An 18,252-nucleotide genomic window follows, 5' to 3' on the forward strand; every position below is an offset into this window, starting at 1 on the left:
TGCGCACCGCGCTCGAACCGCTGTGCACCGAACTCGACATCGCACCGGCGCCGCGGCTGACCGGCACCGCCGCGGTCTGGCACCTGAGCAGCCCGATCACCGGCCGGCTCCGCGACACCGCCACCACCGCACTGGATTTGGCACTGGCGCTGCACCCGACCGCGGCGGTGCCGGTCAGCCGCGGCGCCGGTGCGATGTCGAGTTCGGTGCACAGCGGTTCGAGCGCGGTGCGCAACTGGTCGACGACCAACTGATGCTCGTGGCGGTTCTTGCCGGATTCGGCCAGCGCGGCCCCGTTGGCGGCATCGACGGCCGGGTCGGGCGAGCGGGGTGCCGAGCCGGCGAACGGGCGGCAGGTCACCCGGTCGCCGTCGCGGGCGACCAGCAACTCGGGGCTGGCGCCCACCAGGACCGCCCCGGCGTAGGCGTCCCCGGCAGCGCTCAGGTCGACCAGATAGCCGTAGCCGCTCGGATCGGCGGCGATCAACCGGCGCAGCACGGTACCGGTGTCCAACGGCGCGTCGGCGGCCAGTCGCAGGCCGCGGGCCAGCACCACTTTGCGCAGCGCCCCCTGCGTCGCGGTCAGTTCGTGCAGAGCCCGGCGGATCCGGGCCCGGTGCTCGTCGGGCTCCGGCAGCTGCGCCACGATGCGCACCGTGGGCAGTGCCGCAGCGGGGGCTCGCAGCGCGTCATCGTGACGCACCCGGGCCGGGGCGAACAGGGCGGCAGCGCCATCCGGGCGGAAAGGCAACGCGCCCACCACAATTGGTGCCTCACCGGACGCCAGCGCGGCCTGCGCGTCGGCGACATCGCAGAATCCGGTCACGGCTTCGTCGGCCACCAGTGTCCCGGCCGGTCCGGACAGCACGAACGCCGGTGCCGTCGGCGTCGTCGGGGTCGTCGGCGTCGTCAGCTCAGGCTCCCGGCCCGGTCAGCCCGAGTGCGGTGAGCTGGCGTACCCCGTGCTCGAATCCGCAGACCGCGATCGACGCTGCGGGCATGCCGAAACGCGCACCGTCGGCCAACGGCAGCTCGAGCCAACGGGTGATCACCGCCCGGGAGAAGTGACCGTGCCCGACGAAGACCACGTCACGCGCGACCAGCTGCCGCAGCGCCAACGCCACCGCCCGGTCGGCGCGATCGCTGACCTGTGCCACGGTTTCACCGCCCGCGCTGCCGTGCGTCCAGATCAACCAGTCGGATTCGGATTCCCTGATCTGCGCGGTGGTCAGACCCTCGTAGCGGCCGTAGTCCCATTCGGCGAGGTCGTCGGAGACTTCGTCGACGTGCAGCCCGGCGAGCTCGGCGGTGACCTGGGCGCGCCGGCGCGGGCTGGAGACCACCAGCGGGTTGTCCAGCCGCAGTTTGGCCAGCGTTGCGCGGGCGGCGACTGCTTGGCGCCGGCCGGTGTCGGTCAGCGCCAAATCGCTGCGCCCGGTGTGCTGCCCGCCTTTTGACCACTCGGTTTCACCGTGGCGCAACAGCAGCAGTCGGTGCTCCTCGATGCCCACGCCCGTCGATTCTGCCCGACGGCGGACACCGAGCCGCGTTTGGTGCTGCCGGGCCGCAAGCCGTGCCAGTATGGCGGTGGTGCAAAGGGAGGAACCGATGTGGGGGTACCACCGGAGAGGGGCGGCGCCACATGAGTCAGCTGCGGATATTGGCGGTTGCCAATCAGAAAGGGGGCGTGGCCAAGACCACGACGGTGGCGTCCCTGGGGGCGGCGATGGCCGAACTGGGCCAGCGGGTGTTGCTGGTCGACCTCGATCCGCAGGGCTGCCTGACCTTCTCCCTGGGGCACGACCCCGACAAGCTGCCGGTGTCGGTGCACGAGGTGCTGCTCGGCGAGGTCGAGCCCAATGCCGCGCTGGTGTCGACCGACGAAGGCATGACGCTGCTGCCGGCCAACATCGATCTGGCCGGCGCCGAGGCGATGCTGCTGATGCGGGCCGGCCGCGAGTATGCCCTGCAGCGCGCGCTGGCCAAGCTGGACGGCGAGTTCGACGTGGCGGTCATCGACTGCCCGCCGTCGCTGGGGGTGCTCACCCTCAACGGGCTCACCGCGGCCGGCGAGGTGATCGTGCCGCTGCAGTGCGAGACCCTGGCCCATCGCGGCGTCGGTCAGTTCCTGCGCACGGTGGCCGACGTCCAGCAGATCACCAATCCGAAGCTGCGCCTGCTGGGTGCGTTGCCGACGCTGTACGACTCGCGCACCACCCACACCCGCGATGTGCTGCTCGACATCGCCGACCGGTACGGCCTGGCGGTGCTGGGCCCGCCGATCCCGCGCACCGTGCGGTTCGCCGAGGCCAGCGCATCGGGTGCGTCGGTGATCGCGGGACGCAAGAACAAAGGGGCCCAGGCGTATCGGGAGCTGGCCGAAGCGCTGCTCAAGCACTGGCAGAAGGGCACGGCGCTACCGACCTTCACCCCCGAGGTCTAGCCGTTCCCGGCGGAGAGCATGCGTGTCTGTTTGGCGACACGCCGGGTTGGGCTGTACCGCCGTGCACGCTCGCGCGGTAGCTCAACCCAGCGCGACCACGGTGTCGCCGCGCTGCTCCAGCACCGTGGGACCCGAGACTGCCGGAAACACCGCCCGCGTCCCGGGCGGGCGACTGACCGGGATGACGCGTTCGGGTGCGCCGGTGCGCTGGTCGAAGACACCGACCCCGCCGGTCACCGGTATCAGCAGCCGATTGGCCATCAGTGCTGCCGGCCCCAACGGCGCCGCGGCCCCGGCCGCCGGGACGGTGTAGCGGTAAGTCAGGGTGCCGGCGTCGAACACCATCACCGCGTCACCGGTCCACCAGCACACCAACCCGGTGGGCCGGGACACCTGCAGGGCCGCGCTGTCGGGGCTGGCCTTGCCCGGCAGCAGCGTCGTGGCGATCCTGGTGCCGGTCTGGTCGACTACTTCCACCCGCGGCCGCGGTGTGGGCAGATAGACCGCGGTGTTGGCGCCGGTATCGGAGTCGGTCACCGCCAGCACCCGGGCACCGGAGTCGGCGGCCACCCCCGGCTGGGGGACATGCTGGCGCTCCGGCTCGTCTTCTTCCTTCCCGGGGCGCAGCAGCGTCAGTTGCAGATCGTCTTGCCCGGGACAGGATTCGAGCACCGAGACCGCCGACGAGGCCGCGGCCGCCGACACCAGGGTGCAGCCCTGGCCGCGGCCGCGAGCTGACGGTTTGACCCGGGCGTCGATCTCCCCGTAGGACAGCACCCGGACCAGGTCCGAGCGCCACAGTTCCAGGCGGGTGGGTCCGGCCGAGAGCACCGCACTGCCCTCGGAGGTGACGGTCACCTTCTTATCGGCGTAACTGGTTCGAGCCGGACCGCGCCAGCCGGTGGCGGCGACGACCGTGCTGACCTGACCGCAGCCGCGGGCATCGGGATACACCGCGACGGCATAGCGGTAGATCCAGGACACGGCGCACAGATCGACCCCGCGGGCATAGCTCCAGCGTTCCTCGCCGGTGACCGGGTCGCGGCCGGTCAGCTGCGGCCCGTCGCCGGTGATCACCGTGCCGGACACCATCACCGGCGCCGTGGTGACCGGGCTGGCGGCCGTCCAGAGCTGGGTCAGCGACGCCGGCACCATAGCGGCCGATGGGGGATTGGTCGATGAGTCCGTCGCCGGCCGGCTGACGGTGGCGCGGGCGTCACTGGTCCACCAGACGATCACGCCGGCGACGACGACGGCGACCGCGATCACCGCTGCGGCCACCAGATCGCCGGCGGTGCGGCGCTCCGGTCGCACCATCTCGGCGGCCCGGCTCAGCTGCCGTTCACCGCGGCCGCGGGCTTGCTTGGCCGCCGGCGACGGCGGCGGCGCGGCGCACTGGGCCCGTTAGCGTCGGAGGGGGCGGTGCTGGCGGTCTCAGCCGTCTCGACGGCCTGCCCGGCGCTGGCGGTGCCGTTCGCCTGCCCACCGCGGGTACGCCGCCGCTTGCGGGTGGGGTTACGCGGCGCCCGCTGCCGATCGGCCGAGCTCTCGCGGCGCTCGCGGTCTTCGCTATCGGCCCGCTTGGCCGGCGACCGGGTCGGTTTGCCGACGGTGCCGCTGGCTTCGGCGGGGATGTTCAGCTCGGTGTAGAGGTGCGGCGAGCTGGAATAGGTCTCCGCCGGGTCCGGGCAGCACAGGTTCAGGGCCTTGTCGATCAGCGTCCAGCGGGCCAGCTCGTCCCAGTCGACCAAGGTGACCGCGACCCCGGTGCGCCCGGCCCGGCCGGTGCGGCCGATGCGGTGCACATAGGTCTTCTCGTCGTCGGGGCATTGGTAGTTGATGACGTGCGTGACGTCGTCGATGTCGATGCCACGGGCAGCCACGTCGGTGGCCACCAGCACATCGATGTCACCGGACCGGAAGGACTTCAGCGCTTTCTCCCGGGCCACCTGCCCCAAATCGCCGTGCACCGCGCCCACTTTGAAGCCGCGCTCGCCCAGGTCGTCGGCCACCTTCTGCGCGGTCCGCTTGGTGCGGGTGAAGATCATCGTGGCGCCGCGCCCGCGGGCCTGCAGCACCCGGGCGACCAACTCCGCCTTGTCCAGTGCGTGGGCCCGGTAGACGAACTGCTCGGTCGCGTCGTGCACCGCCGAGGAGTGCGGCGCCTCGGCGCGGATGTGGGTGGGCTGGTTCATGAAGCTGCGGGCCAACGTGATGATCGGGCCGGGCATGGTCGCCGAGAACAGCATCGACTGCCGGTCGTCGGGGATGCGGGCCAGGATGCGCTCGATGTCGGGCAGAAAGCCCAGGTCCAGCATTTCATCGGCCTCGTCGAGCACCAGCACCGACAGCCCACCCAGCTGCAGGTGGCCCTGCTGGGCCAGGTCCAGCAGCCGGCCCGGGGTGCCGACCACCACGTCGGCGCCGGCCTGCAGCGCCTCGATCTGCGGCTCGTAGGGCCGGCCGCCGTAGATGGCCTGCACCGAGAGCGGACGGTCCCCGGCGGTCAGGTATTTGGCCGCGTCGGCCAGGTCGCCGGAGACCTGGATGCACAGCTCGCGGGTGGGCACCACCACCAACGCGCGGGGCGCCCCGGTCAGCGGCCGGTCCGGGCTGGTGGTGATCCGCTGCAGCAGCGGGATGCCGAAGCCGTAGGTCTTGCCCATGCCGGTGCGGGCCTGGCCGATCAGATCGTCGCCGGCCAGGGCCAGCGGCAGGGTCAGCTCTTGGATCGCGAAGGCGTGCTCGATGCCGTCCTCGGCGAGTGCGCGGACGATTTCGTCGCGGACGCCCAGTTCGGTGAAGCTCGGGGGAGTAGTGGGACGGGTGGTGGCGATAAGCGGGGTCATGCGCTGGCAGGTGCCTTTCGAAGTCGGCGCGGTAGGTAGGTCGATCGCGGTGTGGTCGGGGCGCACACGCTGTGACGGTCGATACTTACTTGCCGATTCGGGGCCCTGCACTCGCCGAGCAGGCGGGCCAACCGCGTGTACGCACATTGCGCGGCAGCGCCGAACCGGCACTGCCTGGTAGCCATACTACCTGGTCGGGCCGGGCATCGGTCCAATGCGGCGGAACGCCTACAGTGTGGTGATGAATTCGGTTCCCTCAGCCGATCCGGTGGAGCAGGCTTCGCAGCCGCGGCTGTCCGCCGATCATCCCGGTGTCACTGAGCTTTTCGCCCTGCTCGCCTACGGCGAGGTAGCGGCGTTCTATCGGCTCACCGACGAGGCCCGCATGGCACCCGACCTGCGTGGGCGGATCTCGATGGCGGCCATGGCCGCCGCCGAGATGGGTCACTTCGAGTTGTTGCGCGAAGCCCTGGCCAGCCGCGGTGTCGACGTGGTGGCGGCGATGTCGAAATATGCCACCGCCCTGGACAACTACCACCGGCTGACGATGCCCAGCACCTGGCTGGAGGCTCTGGTCAAGACCTACGTCGGTGACGCGATGGCCGCCGACTTCTACCTGGAGATCGCCGACGGCCTGCCCGACGAGGCGGCCGACGTGGTGCGGGCGGTGCTCGCCGAGACCAAGCACTCCCAGTTCGTCGTCGACGAGGTGCGCAGCGCGATCACCTCCAGCGCCAAACAACGCAGCCGGCTGGCGCTGTGGTCACGGCGGCTGCTCGGCGAGGCGATCACCCAGGCGCAGTACGTGCTGGCCGACCACGACGAACTCGTCGATCTGGTGATCTCCGGCGCCGCCGGGCTGAGCCACCTGGCCGGGTTCTTCGAACGGGTCCAGCACACCCACGACGAGCGCATGCGGGAACTCGGGCTGGCCTAACCGGTCGGTTATCGCCGACGGCGAACGGCCGGTGCGTTCCAACCCCGTGGCCGTCCACTAGCCTGCTTAACAACGCCCACCGCGACACGAAAGGGGCCGGCGTGGAGGTCAAGATCGGGGTCACTGACAGTTCGCGCGAACTGGTCATCAGCAGCGCGCAGACGCCAGATGAAGTCGAGAAACTGGTCACCACCGCGCTCAGCCAGGGATCGGACCAGCCAGGGCTGTTGTCCCTCACCGACGAGAAGGGCCGGCGGTTCCTGGTGCAGACCGCCAAGATCGCCTACGTCGAGATCGGCATCGCCGACAGCCGGCGGGTCGGCTTCGGTATCGGTTCTGACGCCGCTACCGGAGCCAGCTAGCGGGTGAGGGGCACGTGTGACAGTCCGCCCCAGGCGAACGCCACCGTGCCCTCGACGGCGTCTTCCTTGGAGATCGGGCGGTCGCTGTCGAGCCAGTAGCGGGCGCAGTCGACGCTGATCGCGACCAGCCCCACGGCCACCATCCGGGCACGGTGCGGGTCCAGGCCGGAGTCATGGCTGACCAGGTCGAAGATCGCGTCGATGCATGACTCGGTCGCGACCCGCACCTGGACCGCCACCTGCGGTTCGGCGACGTTGTCGTTCTCGAAGATCAGCCGGTAACCCTGGCCGTCGTGCTCGATGAAGTCGAAGAACGCCTGCACCGCCGAGCGCAGCCGCTGGCGGTTGTCGGTGGTGGTCCGCAACGCCTGGCGCACACCGGAGACCAGGTTCTCCACGTGCCGGGCCAGCACGGCCAGATACAGCTCCAGCTTCGACGCGAAGTGCTGGTACAGAATCGGTTTGCTGACACCGGCACGGTCGGCGATCTCGTCCATGCCGGCGGCGTGGTAGCCACGGTCGACGAACACCTCACTGGCGGCGATCAGCAGCTGGCCGCGCCGCTCGTCGCGGGGCAGTCGGCTGCCCCGACGGCCGGCGGCCGCCGGCGCCTTGGCGGTGGCCGGGCCGCGGCCGGCCGGCTTGGCGCCACCCCGCTCGGCCGTGTCGATCGGTTTGCTCATCGACTCCTCAATCCGGGTTCTCCGCGGCCGAGGGAATGGGCATCCGACGGCCGGTGCGTGACAGCGAGACTACGCGCTGCACCCTTCACTTCCATCAGCGACATCCATCAACGCGGCGTCGATCGTCGCGCGACGGCCCGGACCGGCGCTGCAGGGCGCGGCGGAGAGTCCCAGCTCGCAGTGCTTGTGTCATTCTGGGACGGTGACCTACGACCCGGGGCAACGTGGCGGCGGTCGAGCCCCGGTGCTTCGGGATCGTTTCCGCGAACCCCTGCGCGCGCAACGTGACCCGCTGGCCGCCGGCGCCGGCCGGTTGCGGTCCGACCGCGACGTGCACCGGCAGTGGCGCAAGCAGAGCTGGCTGGGCAGGTTCGTGTCCACCTACGGCTGGCGCGCCTACGCCCTGCCGGTGCTGATGGTGCTCACCGTCGTGGTGGTGTATCAGACCGTGACCGGCACCGGCGTGCGGGCCTCGGAGATCGACGAGCCGGTCCAGGGCCCGCCGACAATCGGCTCGGCCGGCACCTCGATCATCGGCGCGCCACCACGCGGCCTCACCGAATTCGACGTCAACCTGCCGACCGGCGTGCTGCCCGATGGTGGGCCGTTCACCGAAGCCGGTGACATGGCCTGGCACATCATTCCGGGCACCGTGCCGGTGTTCGGCCGGGGCACCGAGAAGGTGTTCGCCTACACCATCGAGGTGGAGAACGGCATCGACACGACCGCCTTCGGCGGCGACGAGGCGTTCGCCCGGATGGTCGACCAGACCTTGCGCAACCCCAAGGGGTGGACGCACACACCGCAGATCGGGTTCGTCCGAGTCGACGCGACCAGCGGGGTCGACCCTGATTTCCGGATCTCGCTGACCTCACCGATGACGGTCCGGGAGGGCTGCGGCTACGAGATCCCGCTGGAAGCGTCCTGCTACAACCCGTCCTACGGGGCGAGGTCGGAACCGCGGGTGTTCATCAACGAGGCCCGCTGGGTGCGCGGGGCGGTGCCCTTCCAGGGGGATATCGGCTCCTACCGGCAGTACCTGATCAACCACGAGGTCGGTCACGCCATCGGCTACCAGCACCACGAGCCGTGCGAAAAGCAGGATGCCCTGGCGCCCGTGATGATGCAGCAGACGTTCGGCACCTCCAATGACGATGCGGCGAAGTTCGACCCGGACTGGGTCAAGCCCGACGGCAAGACCTGCCGGTTCAACCCGTGGCCCGCTCCGATCCCCTGAACCGGCACCGGTCTTCCCGGCGCTGGGGAGGCGCGGTGGTGGGGGAAGCGTCGCGAGCCGTTTGTCGTTGACCCCAGCAGCTGCTGTGATGGTGAGTGGAAGCGATCTTGAGGAGACTCTCGGTGTCGAATTCACTGCCGCCGCTGGTGGAACCGGCCGGTGAACTGACCAAGGAAGAGGTGGCGCGCTACAGCCGCCACCTGATCATCCCGGACGTCGGCGTGCAGGGGCAGAAGCGGCTCAAGAACGCCCGGGTGCTGGTGATCGGCGCGGGTGGGCTCGGCGCGCCGACGCTGCTGTACCTGGCGGCCGCCGGTGTCGGCACCATCGGAATCGTCGACTTCGACGTCGTCGAGGAATCCAATCTGCACCGCCAGGTCATCCACGGTGTCTCCGATATCGGCCGGTCGAAGGCCGAAAGTGCCCGCGACTCGATCAACGAGGTCAACCCGCTGGTCAACGTGCAGCTGCACCAGGTCCGGCTTCAGCCGGACAACGCCGTCGAACTGTTCGAGCAATATGACCTGATCCTGGACGGCACCGACAACTTCGCCACTCGCTATCTGGTCAACGATGCCGCGGTGCTGGCGCACAAGCCCTACGTGTGGGGGTCGATCTTCCGCTTCGCGGGCCAGATCTCGGTGTTCTGGGAGGACGCACCGGACGGACGGGGTCTCAATTACCGCGACCTGTACCCCGAGCCCCCGCCGCCCGGGATGGTGCCGTCGTGCGCCGAGGGCGGGGTACTGGGGATTTTGTGCGCATCGGTCGGGTCGGTGATGGGCACCGAAGCGATCAAGCTGATCACCGGAATCGGGGACCCGCTGCTGGGCCGGCTGATGATCTACGACGCCCTGGAGATGAGCTACCGCACCATCGCGATCCGCAAGGATCCCTCCACGCCCAAGATCACCGAGCTGATCGACTACGAGGCGTTCTGCGGGGCGGTCTCCGACGAGGCGGCCGACGCGGCGGCCGGGTCCACCATCACCCCGGCCGAGCTGCGTGCGCTGCTGGACTCCGGGCGGAAGCTGGCGCTGATCGACGTGCGCGAACCGGCGGAATGGGAGATCAACCGGATCGAGGGGGCCCGGCTGGTTCCGCAGTCGACGATCAACACCGGCGAGGGGTTGGCGGCCCTGCCGCAGGACCGGATGTCGGTGCTGTACTGCAAGACCGGTGTCCGCTCGGCGGAGGCGTTGGCGACGCTGAAGAAGGCCGGTTTCGCCAATGCCGTGCATCTGCAGGGGGGAATTGTGGCGTGGGCCAAGCAGATGCAGCCCGACATGGTGATGTACTGACGCCCGGCGAGGCTCCCCGACGCCCCGGCCCGGACCGCATAGGCTTGTCGCGTGACTGTCGAGCCGCCGCCTGAACACGTGCTGGCGACGTTCGGCCTTCGCAGCGTGGACCCGGTGCCCCTGGGCGCCGGCTGGGAGGACGGCTGGAAGTGCGGGGAAGTGGTGGTGTCGATGGTCGCCGACCACGCCCGGGCCGCGTGGTCGGCGAAGGTCCGCGAGACGCTGTTCGCCGACGGCATCCGGCTGGCCCGGCCGGTGCGCTCCACCGACGGCCGCTATGTGGTGTCGGGCTGGCGCGCGGACACCTTCGTCGCCGGCAGCCCCGAGCCCCGGCACGACGAGGTGGTCTCGGCGGCGGTTCGGCTGCATGAGGCCACCGCGAAGCTGGAGCGGCCCCGTTTCCTCACCCAGGCGCCGGTGGCGCCGTGGGCCGACGTCGACGTGTTCATCGCCGCCGACCGGGCCGCGTGGGAGGACCGGCCGTTCGCCTCGCTGCAGACCGGCGCCCGGCTGGCCCCGGGCTCGGTGGACGGTCAGCGGTCGATCGACCTGATCAACCAACTCGCCACGTTGCGCAAGCCCACCAAGAGTGCGAGCCAGTTGGTGCACGGCGATCTGTACGGCACGGTGCTGTTCTCCGGCGCGGCGGCGCCCGGCGTCACCGACATCACGCCGTACTGGCGTCCGCCGTCCTGGGCCGCCGGTGTGGTGGTGGTGGACGCCCTGTCGTGGGGTGACGCCGACGACGGGCTCATCGAGCGCTGGGAGTCGCTGCCGGAATGGCCGCAGATGCTGTTGCGCGCGTTGATGTTCCGGCTCGCCGTGCACGCTCTGCACCCGCGGTCGACGGCCGAGGCGTTCCCCGGCCTGGCGCGCACGGCGGCGCTGGTGCGCTTGGCGCTGTAGCGTCAGAACCGGTGCCGCGCGGTGCGCAGGTCCACCCGGCCGTCGACGGCCAGAACCCCTTCGGCGCGAAGCCGTTCGAGTTGTTCGGTGCTCAGGTGCGCCGCCGGTCGCCCGGACGCCCGGATCACCCGATGCCAGGGCAGGTCAAAAGAATCGGTGCGCATGATCCATCCGACGATACGGGGATTGGAAAGCCCTGCCGCGGAAGCGATGTCGCCATAGGTGGCGACCCGGCCGGCAGGGATCGCGGCGACCAGCGCGCGCACCCGCTCGACCTGCTCGTCGGTGACCGCTGCCATCATGTCACCGGCAGGAGGTCACGGATCAGCGCGGCGACCTCCGCGGGTCTGGCGTGGGGCACCATGTGCTGGCAATCGATGTCCACCAGCCGGAGGTCAGGACCGAGTCGGTCACGCAGCGCCGCGATGAGATCCTCGCGCACATACGGCGGCGACGTGCGGCGTGCCCGCACCAGCGTGGTCGGTGTGCCCGGCTCCGGTAGCACGATGTCGCGGGCCAGTTCGCTCCAGTACGACATCATCGCGGGCACGCTGATCCGCCAGGCGTAGCGCCCGCTGGGCAATGCGATCAGGTGTTCGTCGAGTTCGGCGTCCAGGACGGCGGCGTCGACGTCCGACCAGGAGCCGTGCTCCTTTTCGGCCCGGGCTTCGGCGGGGTCGGGATAGTCCGGTGAGGCCAGCATCGCGTCGGCGATCTCGGCCATCCATTGGCCGTCCAGGCCGATCGCCGGGTCGAGCAGGACCAGGGCGGCCACCAGATCCGGACGGGCTGCGGCCAGATGCAAGGCGACGGCACCGCCGAACGAATGCGCGACGACCAGCACCGGGCCATCGGCGGAGCGCTCGAGCAGCGCGGTCAGCTCTTTGACATTGGCGTCGATGGTCCACGGGGCCGCCCACGACGAGCGGCCGTGCCCGATCAGATCCGGTGCGGCGACGCTGAATTCAGCCAGGTGCTCGTCGGCCAGCTGCTGCCAGCGTTGACCGTGCCCGGTCAGGCCGTGGATCGCCAGAATGCGCACCGGTCCCGCCGGGCCGTAGCGGTGCACATGCAGTCGATGATCGGAATTCACCCGTCGATGGTGCCAGCCGCGGCCGGGATTGTCGGAGGGCGGTGCTGTCATGGGCGGTATGACACAGCACTGGGGGTCGCTTGCCGCCGAGGCCGCCGCGGCGCTGGACCCGTGCGCGCGTGGCGTGCTGCGGGTGCGCGGCGGCCCGGGGACCGGCAAGACCAGCCTGCTGGTCGAGGTCGCCGCGGCACACGTCGCCGCCGGGACGGATGCGAACTCGGTGCTGCTGCTGACGGGATCGGGGCGGCTACCGGCGGCGGTCCGTGGTGCGCTGACCGCCAAGGTGCTGGCGGCGGGCAGTCCCGGATCCGCCCGGGCGGTCAGGGAACCGCTGGTTCGTACCGTGCACGGCTATGCCTTCGCGGTGCTGCAGCGCGCGGCGCGGCGGGCCGAGGCCGCACCGCCGCGGCTGGTCACCGGGGCCGAACAGGACAGTGTTATCCGGGAACTGCTCGCCGGTGACGGCGCCGGGGCCTGGCCGCCGTCCTTGCACGCGGCGCTGGCCACCGACGGGTTCGCCACCGAACTGCGGGACTTGATGGCGCGCTGCGCCGAACGTGGCGTCGACCCGGGGGCGTTGGTCCGGCTGGGCAAGCGGTGCCGCCGCCCGGAGTGGGCCGCCGCCGGGCGTTTCGCCCGGCAGTACGAACAGGTAATGCTGCTTCGCGCTGCGGTCGGCACCGCGGCACCACAGGCGACCACGCCGGCGCTGGGCGCCGCGGAATTGGTGGGAGCCGCCTTGGAGGCCTTCGCGGCCGACCCGGACCTGCTTGCCGAGGAACGCAGCCGGATCCGGTTGCTGCTGGTCGACGACGTCCAGCAACTCGACCCGCAGGCGGCCCGGCTGGTGCGGGTGCTCGCCGCCGGTGTGCAGCGCACCATCATCGCCGGCGACCCCGATCAGGCGGTGTTCGGATTCCGCGGTGCCGAACCCGCCGCCCTGCTGGCCGATGAGGCACCCACCGTGCAGCTGTCGGTGTCGCACCGGTGCGCCCCGGCGGTCGCCCGCGCCATCAACGCCGTCGCCGCGCGGCTGCCCGGGCCGAGCACGACCCGCCGCCTCGAGGGCAGCGGGCCCGAGGACGGTTCAGTCACGGTGCGCACCGCGGCCACCGGGCAGGCCGAGGCCGCCTTGATCGCCGACACGCTGCGGCGCGCCCACCTGATCTCTCAGGTGCCCTGGTCGCAGATGGCCGTGATCGTCCGCTCGGTGCCGCGCGCGGCGGCCCGCCTGCCGCGCACCCTGGCCGCCGCCGGCATTCCGGTGGCCGTCCCGGCCGCCGGGGGCCTGCTGGCCGAGCAGCCGGCGGTGGCCGCCCTGTTGACCGTGCTGGCGTGCGCCGCCGACGGCGTTGACGGCCGCCGGGCGCTGGATCTGCTCACCGGCCCGATCGGGCGCATGGATCCGATCTCGCTGCGGCAGGTCCAGCGCCTCCTGCGCCGTGGCGGCACGGCCCGCCCGGAAACCGATCCCGGTGACCGGCTGGCGGCGGTGCTGTCCGGTGAGCCCGGCCAGTTGCCGGCCGCGTATTCCCGCCCGCTGCGCCGGGTACGCGCGGTGCTGCAGGCCGCGGCCCGCAGTCACGCTGCCGGCCGGGACCCGCACCATACGCTGTGGCAGGCCTGGAATCGGTCCGGGCTGCAGCAACGCTGGCTGGCGGCGGCCGCGCGCGGCGGGCCGGCCGGTGCGCAAGCCGGGCGGGATCTAGACGCGGTGACCGCACTGTTCGAGCTGGCCGAGCAGTACACCGCACGCACCGCCGGTGCCACCTTGGCGGGGCTTGCTGACCATGTCGCCGCCATGCAACTGGTGATGCCCCGCGCCGAGCCGGCAGCGGGTGGCGAAGCGGTCACTGTGCTCAGCGCGCATGCCGCGCTCGGGCGGGAGTGGGATCTGGTCGTCATCGCCGGTGTCCAGGAAGGACTGTGGCCCAACACCGTTCCGCGCGGCGGCGTGTTGGGAACCCAGCGGCTGCTGGACACGCTGCACGGCCTCGGTGACGATGTCTCGGCCCGGGCACCGCTGCTGGCCGAGGAGCGGCGCCTGCTGGTGGCGGCGATGGGCCGGGCGCGTCGCCGGTTGCTCGTCACCGCCGTCGACGGGGAGGGGGACACCGGCGGCGCACAGGAGCAGATCCCGTCGGAGTTCGTCGCCGAACTCGCGGCCTGCGCCACCTCCGACGGCGCCCCGCTGCCGGCGCCACCGGTGGCGGCGCCGCTGGTACTGTCGGCGGCCGGGCTCGTCGGGCGCCTGCGGGCGGTGGTCTGCGCCCCGGACGGAGCCGTCACCGACTCCGAACGAGCCGACGCCGCAACACAACTGGCTCGCCTGGCACATGCCGGGGTGCCCGGCGCCGACCCGGCCGACTGGCACGGCGCGGCGCCGGTGAGCACCCAGGAGCCGCTGTGGCGCGCCGATGACGGGCACGCCGTCACGCTGTCACCCTCGGCGCTGCAGAGCCTGCTGGACTGCCCGCTGCGCTGGCTGGGCGAACGGCACGGCGGAACCGACGGTCGTGACCTGCGCTCCACGATCGGATCGGTGATGCATGCGCTTGTCGCCGAATCGGCCGGCAGCGCAACAGAGTTGCTGGCGGAGTTGGACCGGGCCTGGCAGCACCTGCCGGTCGAATCGCCGTGGTATTCGGCCAACGAGCACGCGCGGCATCGCGCCATGATCGAGACGTTCCTGGAGTGGCGGGCGCAGACCCGCGACCAGTTCACCGAGGTCGGCACCGAAGTCGCCTTCGATGGGCTGGTCGACGCCGGGGTGCGCATACGTGGCCGGATCGACCGGATCGAGCGTGACGCCGCCGGGCGGCTGGTGGTTGTCGACGTCAAAACCGCGAAGACCCCGGTCAGCAAAGACGACGCGCAACAGCACGCGCAGCTGGCCGTCTACCAGCTGGCGGTGCAATCCGGTCTCGTCGGATCCGGCGAGCAGCCCGGCGGTGCCCGGCTGGTCTACCCGGCCAAGCCCGGCGCCGGCGGCGCCACCGAGCGGGAACAAGACCCGCTCACCGGCGAAACCGCCGGCCAGTGGCGGGACCGGATCGCCCAGGCGGCCGCGGCCACCGCCGGGCCGGAGTTCACCGCCCGGGCCAACGACGGTTGCCGGCACTGCCCGATCCGGCCGAGCTGCCCGGCCCACACCGGGAGCGGCGCATGACGAATCGCTATGACCCGGGCGAGCTGGCCGCCGCGCTCGGCTTGCATGAGCCCACCGCAGAGCAGGCCGCGGTCATCGCCGCACCGCCGGGCCCGCTGGTGGTGATCGCCGGAGCCGGAGCCGGCAAAACCGAAACGATGGCCGCCCGGGTGGTGTGGCTGGTCGCCAACGGCTACGCCGATCCGGGCCAGGTGCTGGGGCTGACGTTCACCCGCAAGGCCGCCGGCCAGCTGCTGCGCCGGGTCCGTTCCCGGCTGGCCCGGCTGGCCGGCGCCGGCCTGATGGTCCCCGAACCCGCGGCTGGCGGCGCCGGCCCGGCCGCGCCTACGGTCAGCACCTACCACGCGTTCGCCGGCGCACTGCTGCGCGAGCACGGGTTGCTGCTGGGAATCGAACCCGACACCCGGCTGCTCACCGAGACCGGGCTATGGCAGCTGGCGTTCGAGGTGGTCAGCAACTATCCCGGCGAATTGCGCACCGACCGGGATCCGTCCGCGATCACCTCCATGGTGCTGCGCCTGGCTGGGCAGCTGGCCGAACACCTGGTGGACACCGACGCGCTGCGAGACACCCACCTGGAGCTCGAGCGGCTGGTGCACACCCTGCCCCCGGGGCCCCGCCAGCGCGCCGAACCCAACCAGTCGCTGCTCAAGATGCTCGACACCCAGACCGAACGCGCCCAGCTGGTACCGCTGATCGATGCCGTGCACCAGCGGATGCGGGCCGAACGGGTGATGGATTTCGGTGCCCAGATGGCCACCGCCGCGCGGCTGGCGCAGGCCGACGCCTCCGTCGGCGCCCGGCTGCGCGCCAGCTACCGGGTGGTGCTGCTCGACGAATACCAGGACACCGGGCACGCCCAGCGCGTCGCGTTGTCGGCATTGTTCGGCGGCGGCGTCGACGACGGCCTGGCGCTGACCGCCGTCGGCGACCCGATCCAGTCGATCTATGGCTGGCGGGGCGCCTCGGCCACCAACTTGCCGCGCTTTGCCACCGACTTCCCGCTCTCCGACGGCACCCCGGCACCCACGCTGGAGTTGCGGACCAGCTGGCGCAATCCGCCGGAGGTGCTGCACCTCGCCAACGAGGTCTCCGCGGAAGCGCGGCGGCGCTCCGTCACGGTGCACACGCTGCGGCCGCGCCCGGACGCGTCAGCAGGCGACGTGCGGCTGGCGCTACTGCCCGACGTGACGGCCGAACACGAGTGGGTCGCCGAGGCGCTGCAGCGTCGCTACCGGCAAGCCGACGCCGAGGGTGTCGCGCCGCCCACCGCGGCGGTGCTGGTGCGGCGCAACGCCGATGCCGCGCCGTTCGCCGAGGCGATCCGGGCCCGGGGCGTTCCGGTGGAAGTGGTCGGCCTGGCCGGGCTGCTGTCGGTGCCCGAGGTCGCTGACCTGGTGGCGATGTTGCGGCTGGTTTCCGAGCCGACGGCTGGCGCGGCGGCGATCCGAGTGCTGACCGGCGCGCGGTGGCGGCTCGGCGCCGCTGACCTGGCCGCGCTGTGGCGGCGTGCCGCCGAGTTGGCCCGGCTGGACGAGGCGGTCGGGCAGGTCTCGGCCGCCGAGATCGCGGCGGCGGCCGGGCCCGATGCCGACACCGCATGCCTGGCGGACGCGCTCGCCGATCCCGGACCGGCCGAGCGCTACTCGGCCACCGGCTACCGGCGCATCGTCGCACTGGGCGCGGAGCTGACCGCGCTGCGCGGCCACCTGTGGCAGCCGCTGCCCGACCTGGTGGCCGAGGTGCGCCGGGTGCTCGGCCTGGACTGTGAGGTGCTCGCCGCGCAGCCGGTGGCGGCGCCGGCGTCCGGCACCGAGCAGCTCGAGGCGTTCGCCGACCTGGTCGCCGGCTACGTGGACGGGTCCGGCGGCCCGGGGTCACTGCCGGGCCTGCTGGCGTACCTGGATGCGGCCGCCGTGGTGGAGAACGGGTTGGCGCCGGCCGCACCGGTGGTCGCCGCCGACCGCGTCCAGATCCTCACGGTGCACGCCGCCAAGGGACTGGAATGGCAGGTGGTGGCGGTACCGCACCTGGTGGCGCGGGTGTTTCCGTCGACCGCGTCGCGGCGCAGCTGGCTATCCGATGCCGCCGAGCTGCCGCCGCTGCTGCGCGGCGACCGCGCCGACCTGGGTTCTCACGGTGTCCCGGTGCTCGACACCGCCGCGGTCAACGATCGAAAACAGCTGAGCGACACCATCTCCGAGCATCAGCGCCGGCTGGATCAGCGCCGGGTCGATGAAGAGCGCCGGCTGCTCTACGTCGCGGTCACCCGCGCCGAGGACACCCTGCTGGTCTCCGGTCACCACTGGGGCATCGGGGAGCGCAAGCCGCGCGGCCCCTCGGAGTTCCTGACCGAACTCAAAGCGGTGATCGAGGACTCCGGCGCCGGTGTCGTCGAACACTGGGCGCCGGCGCCGGCCGACGGCGAGCCGAACCCGCTGGGCAACAACGCCGCAGAAGCGGTATGGCCGGCAGACCCGCTGGGCGCGCGACGCGAGGCGGTGGCCGCCGGGGCCGCGCTGGTCACCGCCGCGATGGCCGGGGAGCCGGCTACGGCACCGAACAGCCCGTGGGCCGCGGACGTCGATGCGCTGCTGGCCGAGCGGGCCCTGGCCGCCGTCCCGCGGACCCCGGCGCTGCCCAGCCAGGTCTCGGTGAGCAACCTGGTGGAGTTGAGCCGCGACCCGGTCGGCGCGGCGCAGCGGCTGAGCCGCCGGCTGCCGACCCGCCCGGATCCGCATGCGGTGCTGGGCACCGCATTTCACGACTGGGTGCAGCGGCTCTACGGTGCCGAGCGGCTCTTCGAGCTCGACGATCTGCCCGGGGCGGCCGATGCCGACACGGCCCGGGCCGATGCGCAGGAACTGGCAGAGCTGCAGGAGGCATTCCTGGCTTCGCCGTGGGCGGCCCGCTCACCGGTGGCCGTTGAGGTGCCCTTCGAGATGGCCTTCGGGCAGACGCTGGTGCGTGGCCGCATCGACGCGGTATTCGCCGAGCCGGGCGGCGGCGTCACCGTGGTGGACTGGAAGACCGGTGCCGCGCCGGCCGGGCTGGAGGCACAACGCCACGCCACCGTGCAGCTCGGCGTGTACCGGCTGGCGTGGGCAGCACTGACCGGCTGCCCGGAATCCACGGTCCGGGCCGCGTTCCACTACGTCCGCAGCCGCACCACCGTCGTCCCTGATGAACTGCCCGATTTCGCCGAGCTGGCCGCGCTGCTGAACCATTGACCGTGGGTGTGGTTACAGTGGGTCCGTGCGTCAGGCTGACCG

General features: G+C 71.7%; 14 protein-coding genes and 2 pseudogenes. 9 read left to right on the forward strand and 7 right to left on the reverse strand.

What is annotated here, in order from left to right; genetic code table 11:
- Window positions 1-170 (forward strand): annotated as a pseudogene (locus A5694_RS25265) (chorismate-binding protein); the annotation flags it as partial.
- On the opposite strand, the pseudogene A5694_RS12600 reads toward A5694_RS25265, so the two are convergent.
- A pseudogene (locus A5694_RS12600) lies at window positions 158-868 on the reverse strand (chorismate-binding protein); the annotation flags it as partial. The pseudogenes A5694_RS25265 and A5694_RS12600 sit on opposite strands and share 13 nt — an antisense overlap.
- 46 nt (window positions 869-914) lie before the next feature.
- Complete coding sequence (locus A5694_RS12605; protein WP_064922176.1) at window positions 915-1,511, reverse strand: acid phosphatase; 597 nt, start codon at window positions 1,509-1,511, stop codon at window positions 915-917.
- Between the two features lie 131 nt (window positions 1,512-1,642).
- Between A5694_RS12605 and A5694_RS12610 the strand changes: the two genes are divergently transcribed.
- The gene (locus A5694_RS12610; protein WP_064922177.1) at window positions 1,643-2,443 is read left to right on the forward strand and encodes a ParA family protein; all 801 of its coding nucleotides are present in this window, start codon (window positions 1,643-1,645) and stop codon (window positions 2,441-2,443) included.
- 81 nt (window positions 2,444-2,524) lie between these two features.
- Here the strand turns inward: A5694_RS12610 and A5694_RS12615 are convergent, their stop codons facing one another.
- Together A5694_RS12615 and A5694_RS12620 are read right to left on the reverse strand one after the other, a co-directional pair.
- On the reverse strand, window positions 2,525-3,760 hold the full coding sequence (locus tag A5694_RS12615) for an Rv3212 family protein (protein ID WP_064922178.1): 1,236 nt from the start codon (window positions 3,758-3,760) through the stop codon (window positions 2,525-2,527).
- Window positions 3,761-3,774: 14 nt separating this feature from the next.
- Window positions 3,775-5,292, reverse strand: coding sequence for a DEAD/DEAH box helicase (locus A5694_RS12620; protein ID WP_064922179.1), 1,518 nt, complete (start codon window positions 5,290-5,292; stop codon window positions 3,775-3,777).
- Between the two features lie 241 nt (window positions 5,293-5,533).
- On the opposite strand from A5694_RS12620, the gene A5694_RS12625 reads away from it, so the two are divergent.
- Window positions 5,534-6,229, forward strand: coding sequence for a ferritin-like fold-containing protein (locus tag A5694_RS12625; RefSeq protein WP_064922275.1), 696 nt, complete (start codon window positions 5,534-5,536; stop codon window positions 6,227-6,229).
- A 101-nt stretch (window positions 6,230-6,330) separates the two neighbouring features.
- The gene (locus tag A5694_RS12630) at window positions 6,331-6,591 is read left to right on the forward strand and encodes a DUF3107 domain-containing protein (protein WP_064922180.1); all 261 of its coding nucleotides are present in this window, start codon (window positions 6,331-6,333) and stop codon (window positions 6,589-6,591) included.
- On the opposite strand, the gene A5694_RS12635 is transcribed toward A5694_RS12630, so the two are convergent.
- Window positions 6,588-7,274 (reverse strand): TetR/AcrR family transcriptional regulator, encoded by a 687-nt coding sequence (locus A5694_RS12635; protein WP_064922181.1) that lies wholly within the window; start codon window positions 7,272-7,274, stop codon window positions 6,588-6,590. The two genes, A5694_RS12630 and A5694_RS12635, sit on opposite strands and share 4 nt — an antisense overlap.
- 202 nt (window positions 7,275-7,476) lie before the next feature.
- On the opposite strand from A5694_RS12635, the gene A5694_RS12640 reads away from it, so the two are divergent.
- From A5694_RS12640 to A5694_RS12650, 3 genes are all read left to right on the forward strand, one after another.
- A complete protein-coding gene (locus A5694_RS12640) occupies window positions 7,477-8,511 on the forward strand; it encodes a DUF3152 domain-containing protein (protein WP_082952644.1) in 1,035 nt (344 codons plus the stop codon).
- A 122-nt stretch (window positions 8,512-8,633) separates the two neighbouring features.
- On the forward strand, window positions 8,634-9,812 hold the full coding sequence (moeZ, locus tag A5694_RS12645) for an adenylyltransferase/sulfurtransferase MoeZ (RefSeq protein ID WP_064922183.1): 1,179 nt from the start codon (window positions 8,634-8,636) through the stop codon (window positions 9,810-9,812).
- A gap of 51 nt (window positions 9,813-9,863) precedes the next feature.
- Entirely contained in the window at window positions 9,864-10,718 is an 855-nt protein-coding gene (locus A5694_RS12650) for a TIGR02569 family protein (protein ID WP_064922184.1), read from the forward strand.
- Between the two features lie 2 nt (window positions 10,719-10,720).
- Here A5694_RS12650 and A5694_RS12655 read toward each other — a convergent pair whose 3' ends face one another.
- Both A5694_RS12655 and A5694_RS12660 read right to left on the reverse strand, forming a co-directional pair.
- Window positions 10,721-11,017, reverse strand: a complete 297-nt coding sequence (locus A5694_RS12655; protein ID WP_064922185.1) for an MGMT family protein — start codon at window positions 11,015-11,017, stop codon at window positions 10,721-10,723.
- A complete protein-coding gene (locus A5694_RS12660) occupies window positions 11,017-11,811 on the reverse strand; it encodes an alpha/beta fold hydrolase (protein WP_064922186.1) in 795 nt (264 codons plus the stop codon). Before A5694_RS12660 ends, A5694_RS12655 begins: the two co-directional genes overlap by 1 nt.
- A 58-nt stretch (window positions 11,812-11,869) precedes the next feature.
- Here A5694_RS12660 and A5694_RS12665 point away from each other — a divergent pair, with 58 nt between their 5' ends.
- Together A5694_RS12665 and A5694_RS12670 are read left to right on the forward strand one after the other, a co-directional pair.
- Entirely contained in the window at window positions 11,870-14,980 is a 3,111-nt protein-coding gene (locus tag A5694_RS12665; protein ID WP_064922277.1) for an ATP-dependent helicase, read from the forward strand.
- Window positions 14,977-18,210, forward strand: a complete 3,234-nt coding sequence (locus tag A5694_RS12670; RefSeq protein WP_064922276.1) for an ATP-dependent DNA helicase — start codon at window positions 14,977-14,979, stop codon at window positions 18,208-18,210. Before A5694_RS12665 ends, A5694_RS12670 begins: the two co-directional genes overlap by 4 nt.
- The last annotated feature ends 42 nt before the right edge of the window (window positions 18,211-18,252 follow it).

The organism is Mycolicibacter sinensis, assembly GCF_001667945.1.
GTDB classification, from domain to species: Bacteria; Actinomycetota; Actinomycetes; order Mycobacteriales; family Mycobacteriaceae; genus Mycobacterium; species Mycobacterium sinense_B.

Excerpts from the sequence above, each read along its gene's own strand:
- A5694_RS12610 (WP_064922177.1), top strand. The coding sequence starts at position 1,643 with ATGAGTCAGCTGCGGATATTGGCGGTTGCCAATCAGAAAGGGGGCGTG.
- A5694_RS12615 (WP_064922178.1), bottom strand. The coding sequence starts at position 3,760 with ATGGTGCGACCGGAGCGCCGCACCGCCGGCGATCTGGTGGCCGCAGCG.
- A5694_RS12620 (WP_064922179.1), bottom strand. The coding sequence starts at position 5,292 with ATGACCCCGCTTATCGCCACCACCCGTCCCACTACTCCCCCGAGCTTC.
- A5694_RS12625 (WP_064922275.1), top strand. The coding sequence starts at position 5,534 with ATGAATTCGGTTCCCTCAGCCGATCCGGTGGAGCAGGCTTCGCAGCCG.
- A5694_RS12635 (WP_064922181.1), bottom strand. The coding sequence starts at position 7,274 with ATGAGCAAACCGATCGACACGGCCGAGCGGGGTGGCGCCAAGCCGGCC.
- A5694_RS12655 (WP_064922185.1), bottom strand. The coding sequence starts at position 11,017 with ATGGCAGCGGTCACCGACGAGCAGGTCGAGCGGGTGCGCGCGCTGGTC.
- A5694_RS12665 (WP_064922277.1), top strand. The coding sequence starts at position 11,870 with ATGACACAGCACTGGGGGTCGCTTGCCGCCGAGGCCGCCGCGGCGCTG.
- A5694_RS12670 (WP_064922276.1), top strand. The coding sequence starts at position 14,977 with ATGACGAATCGCTATGACCCGGGCGAGCTGGCCGCCGCGCTCGGCTTG.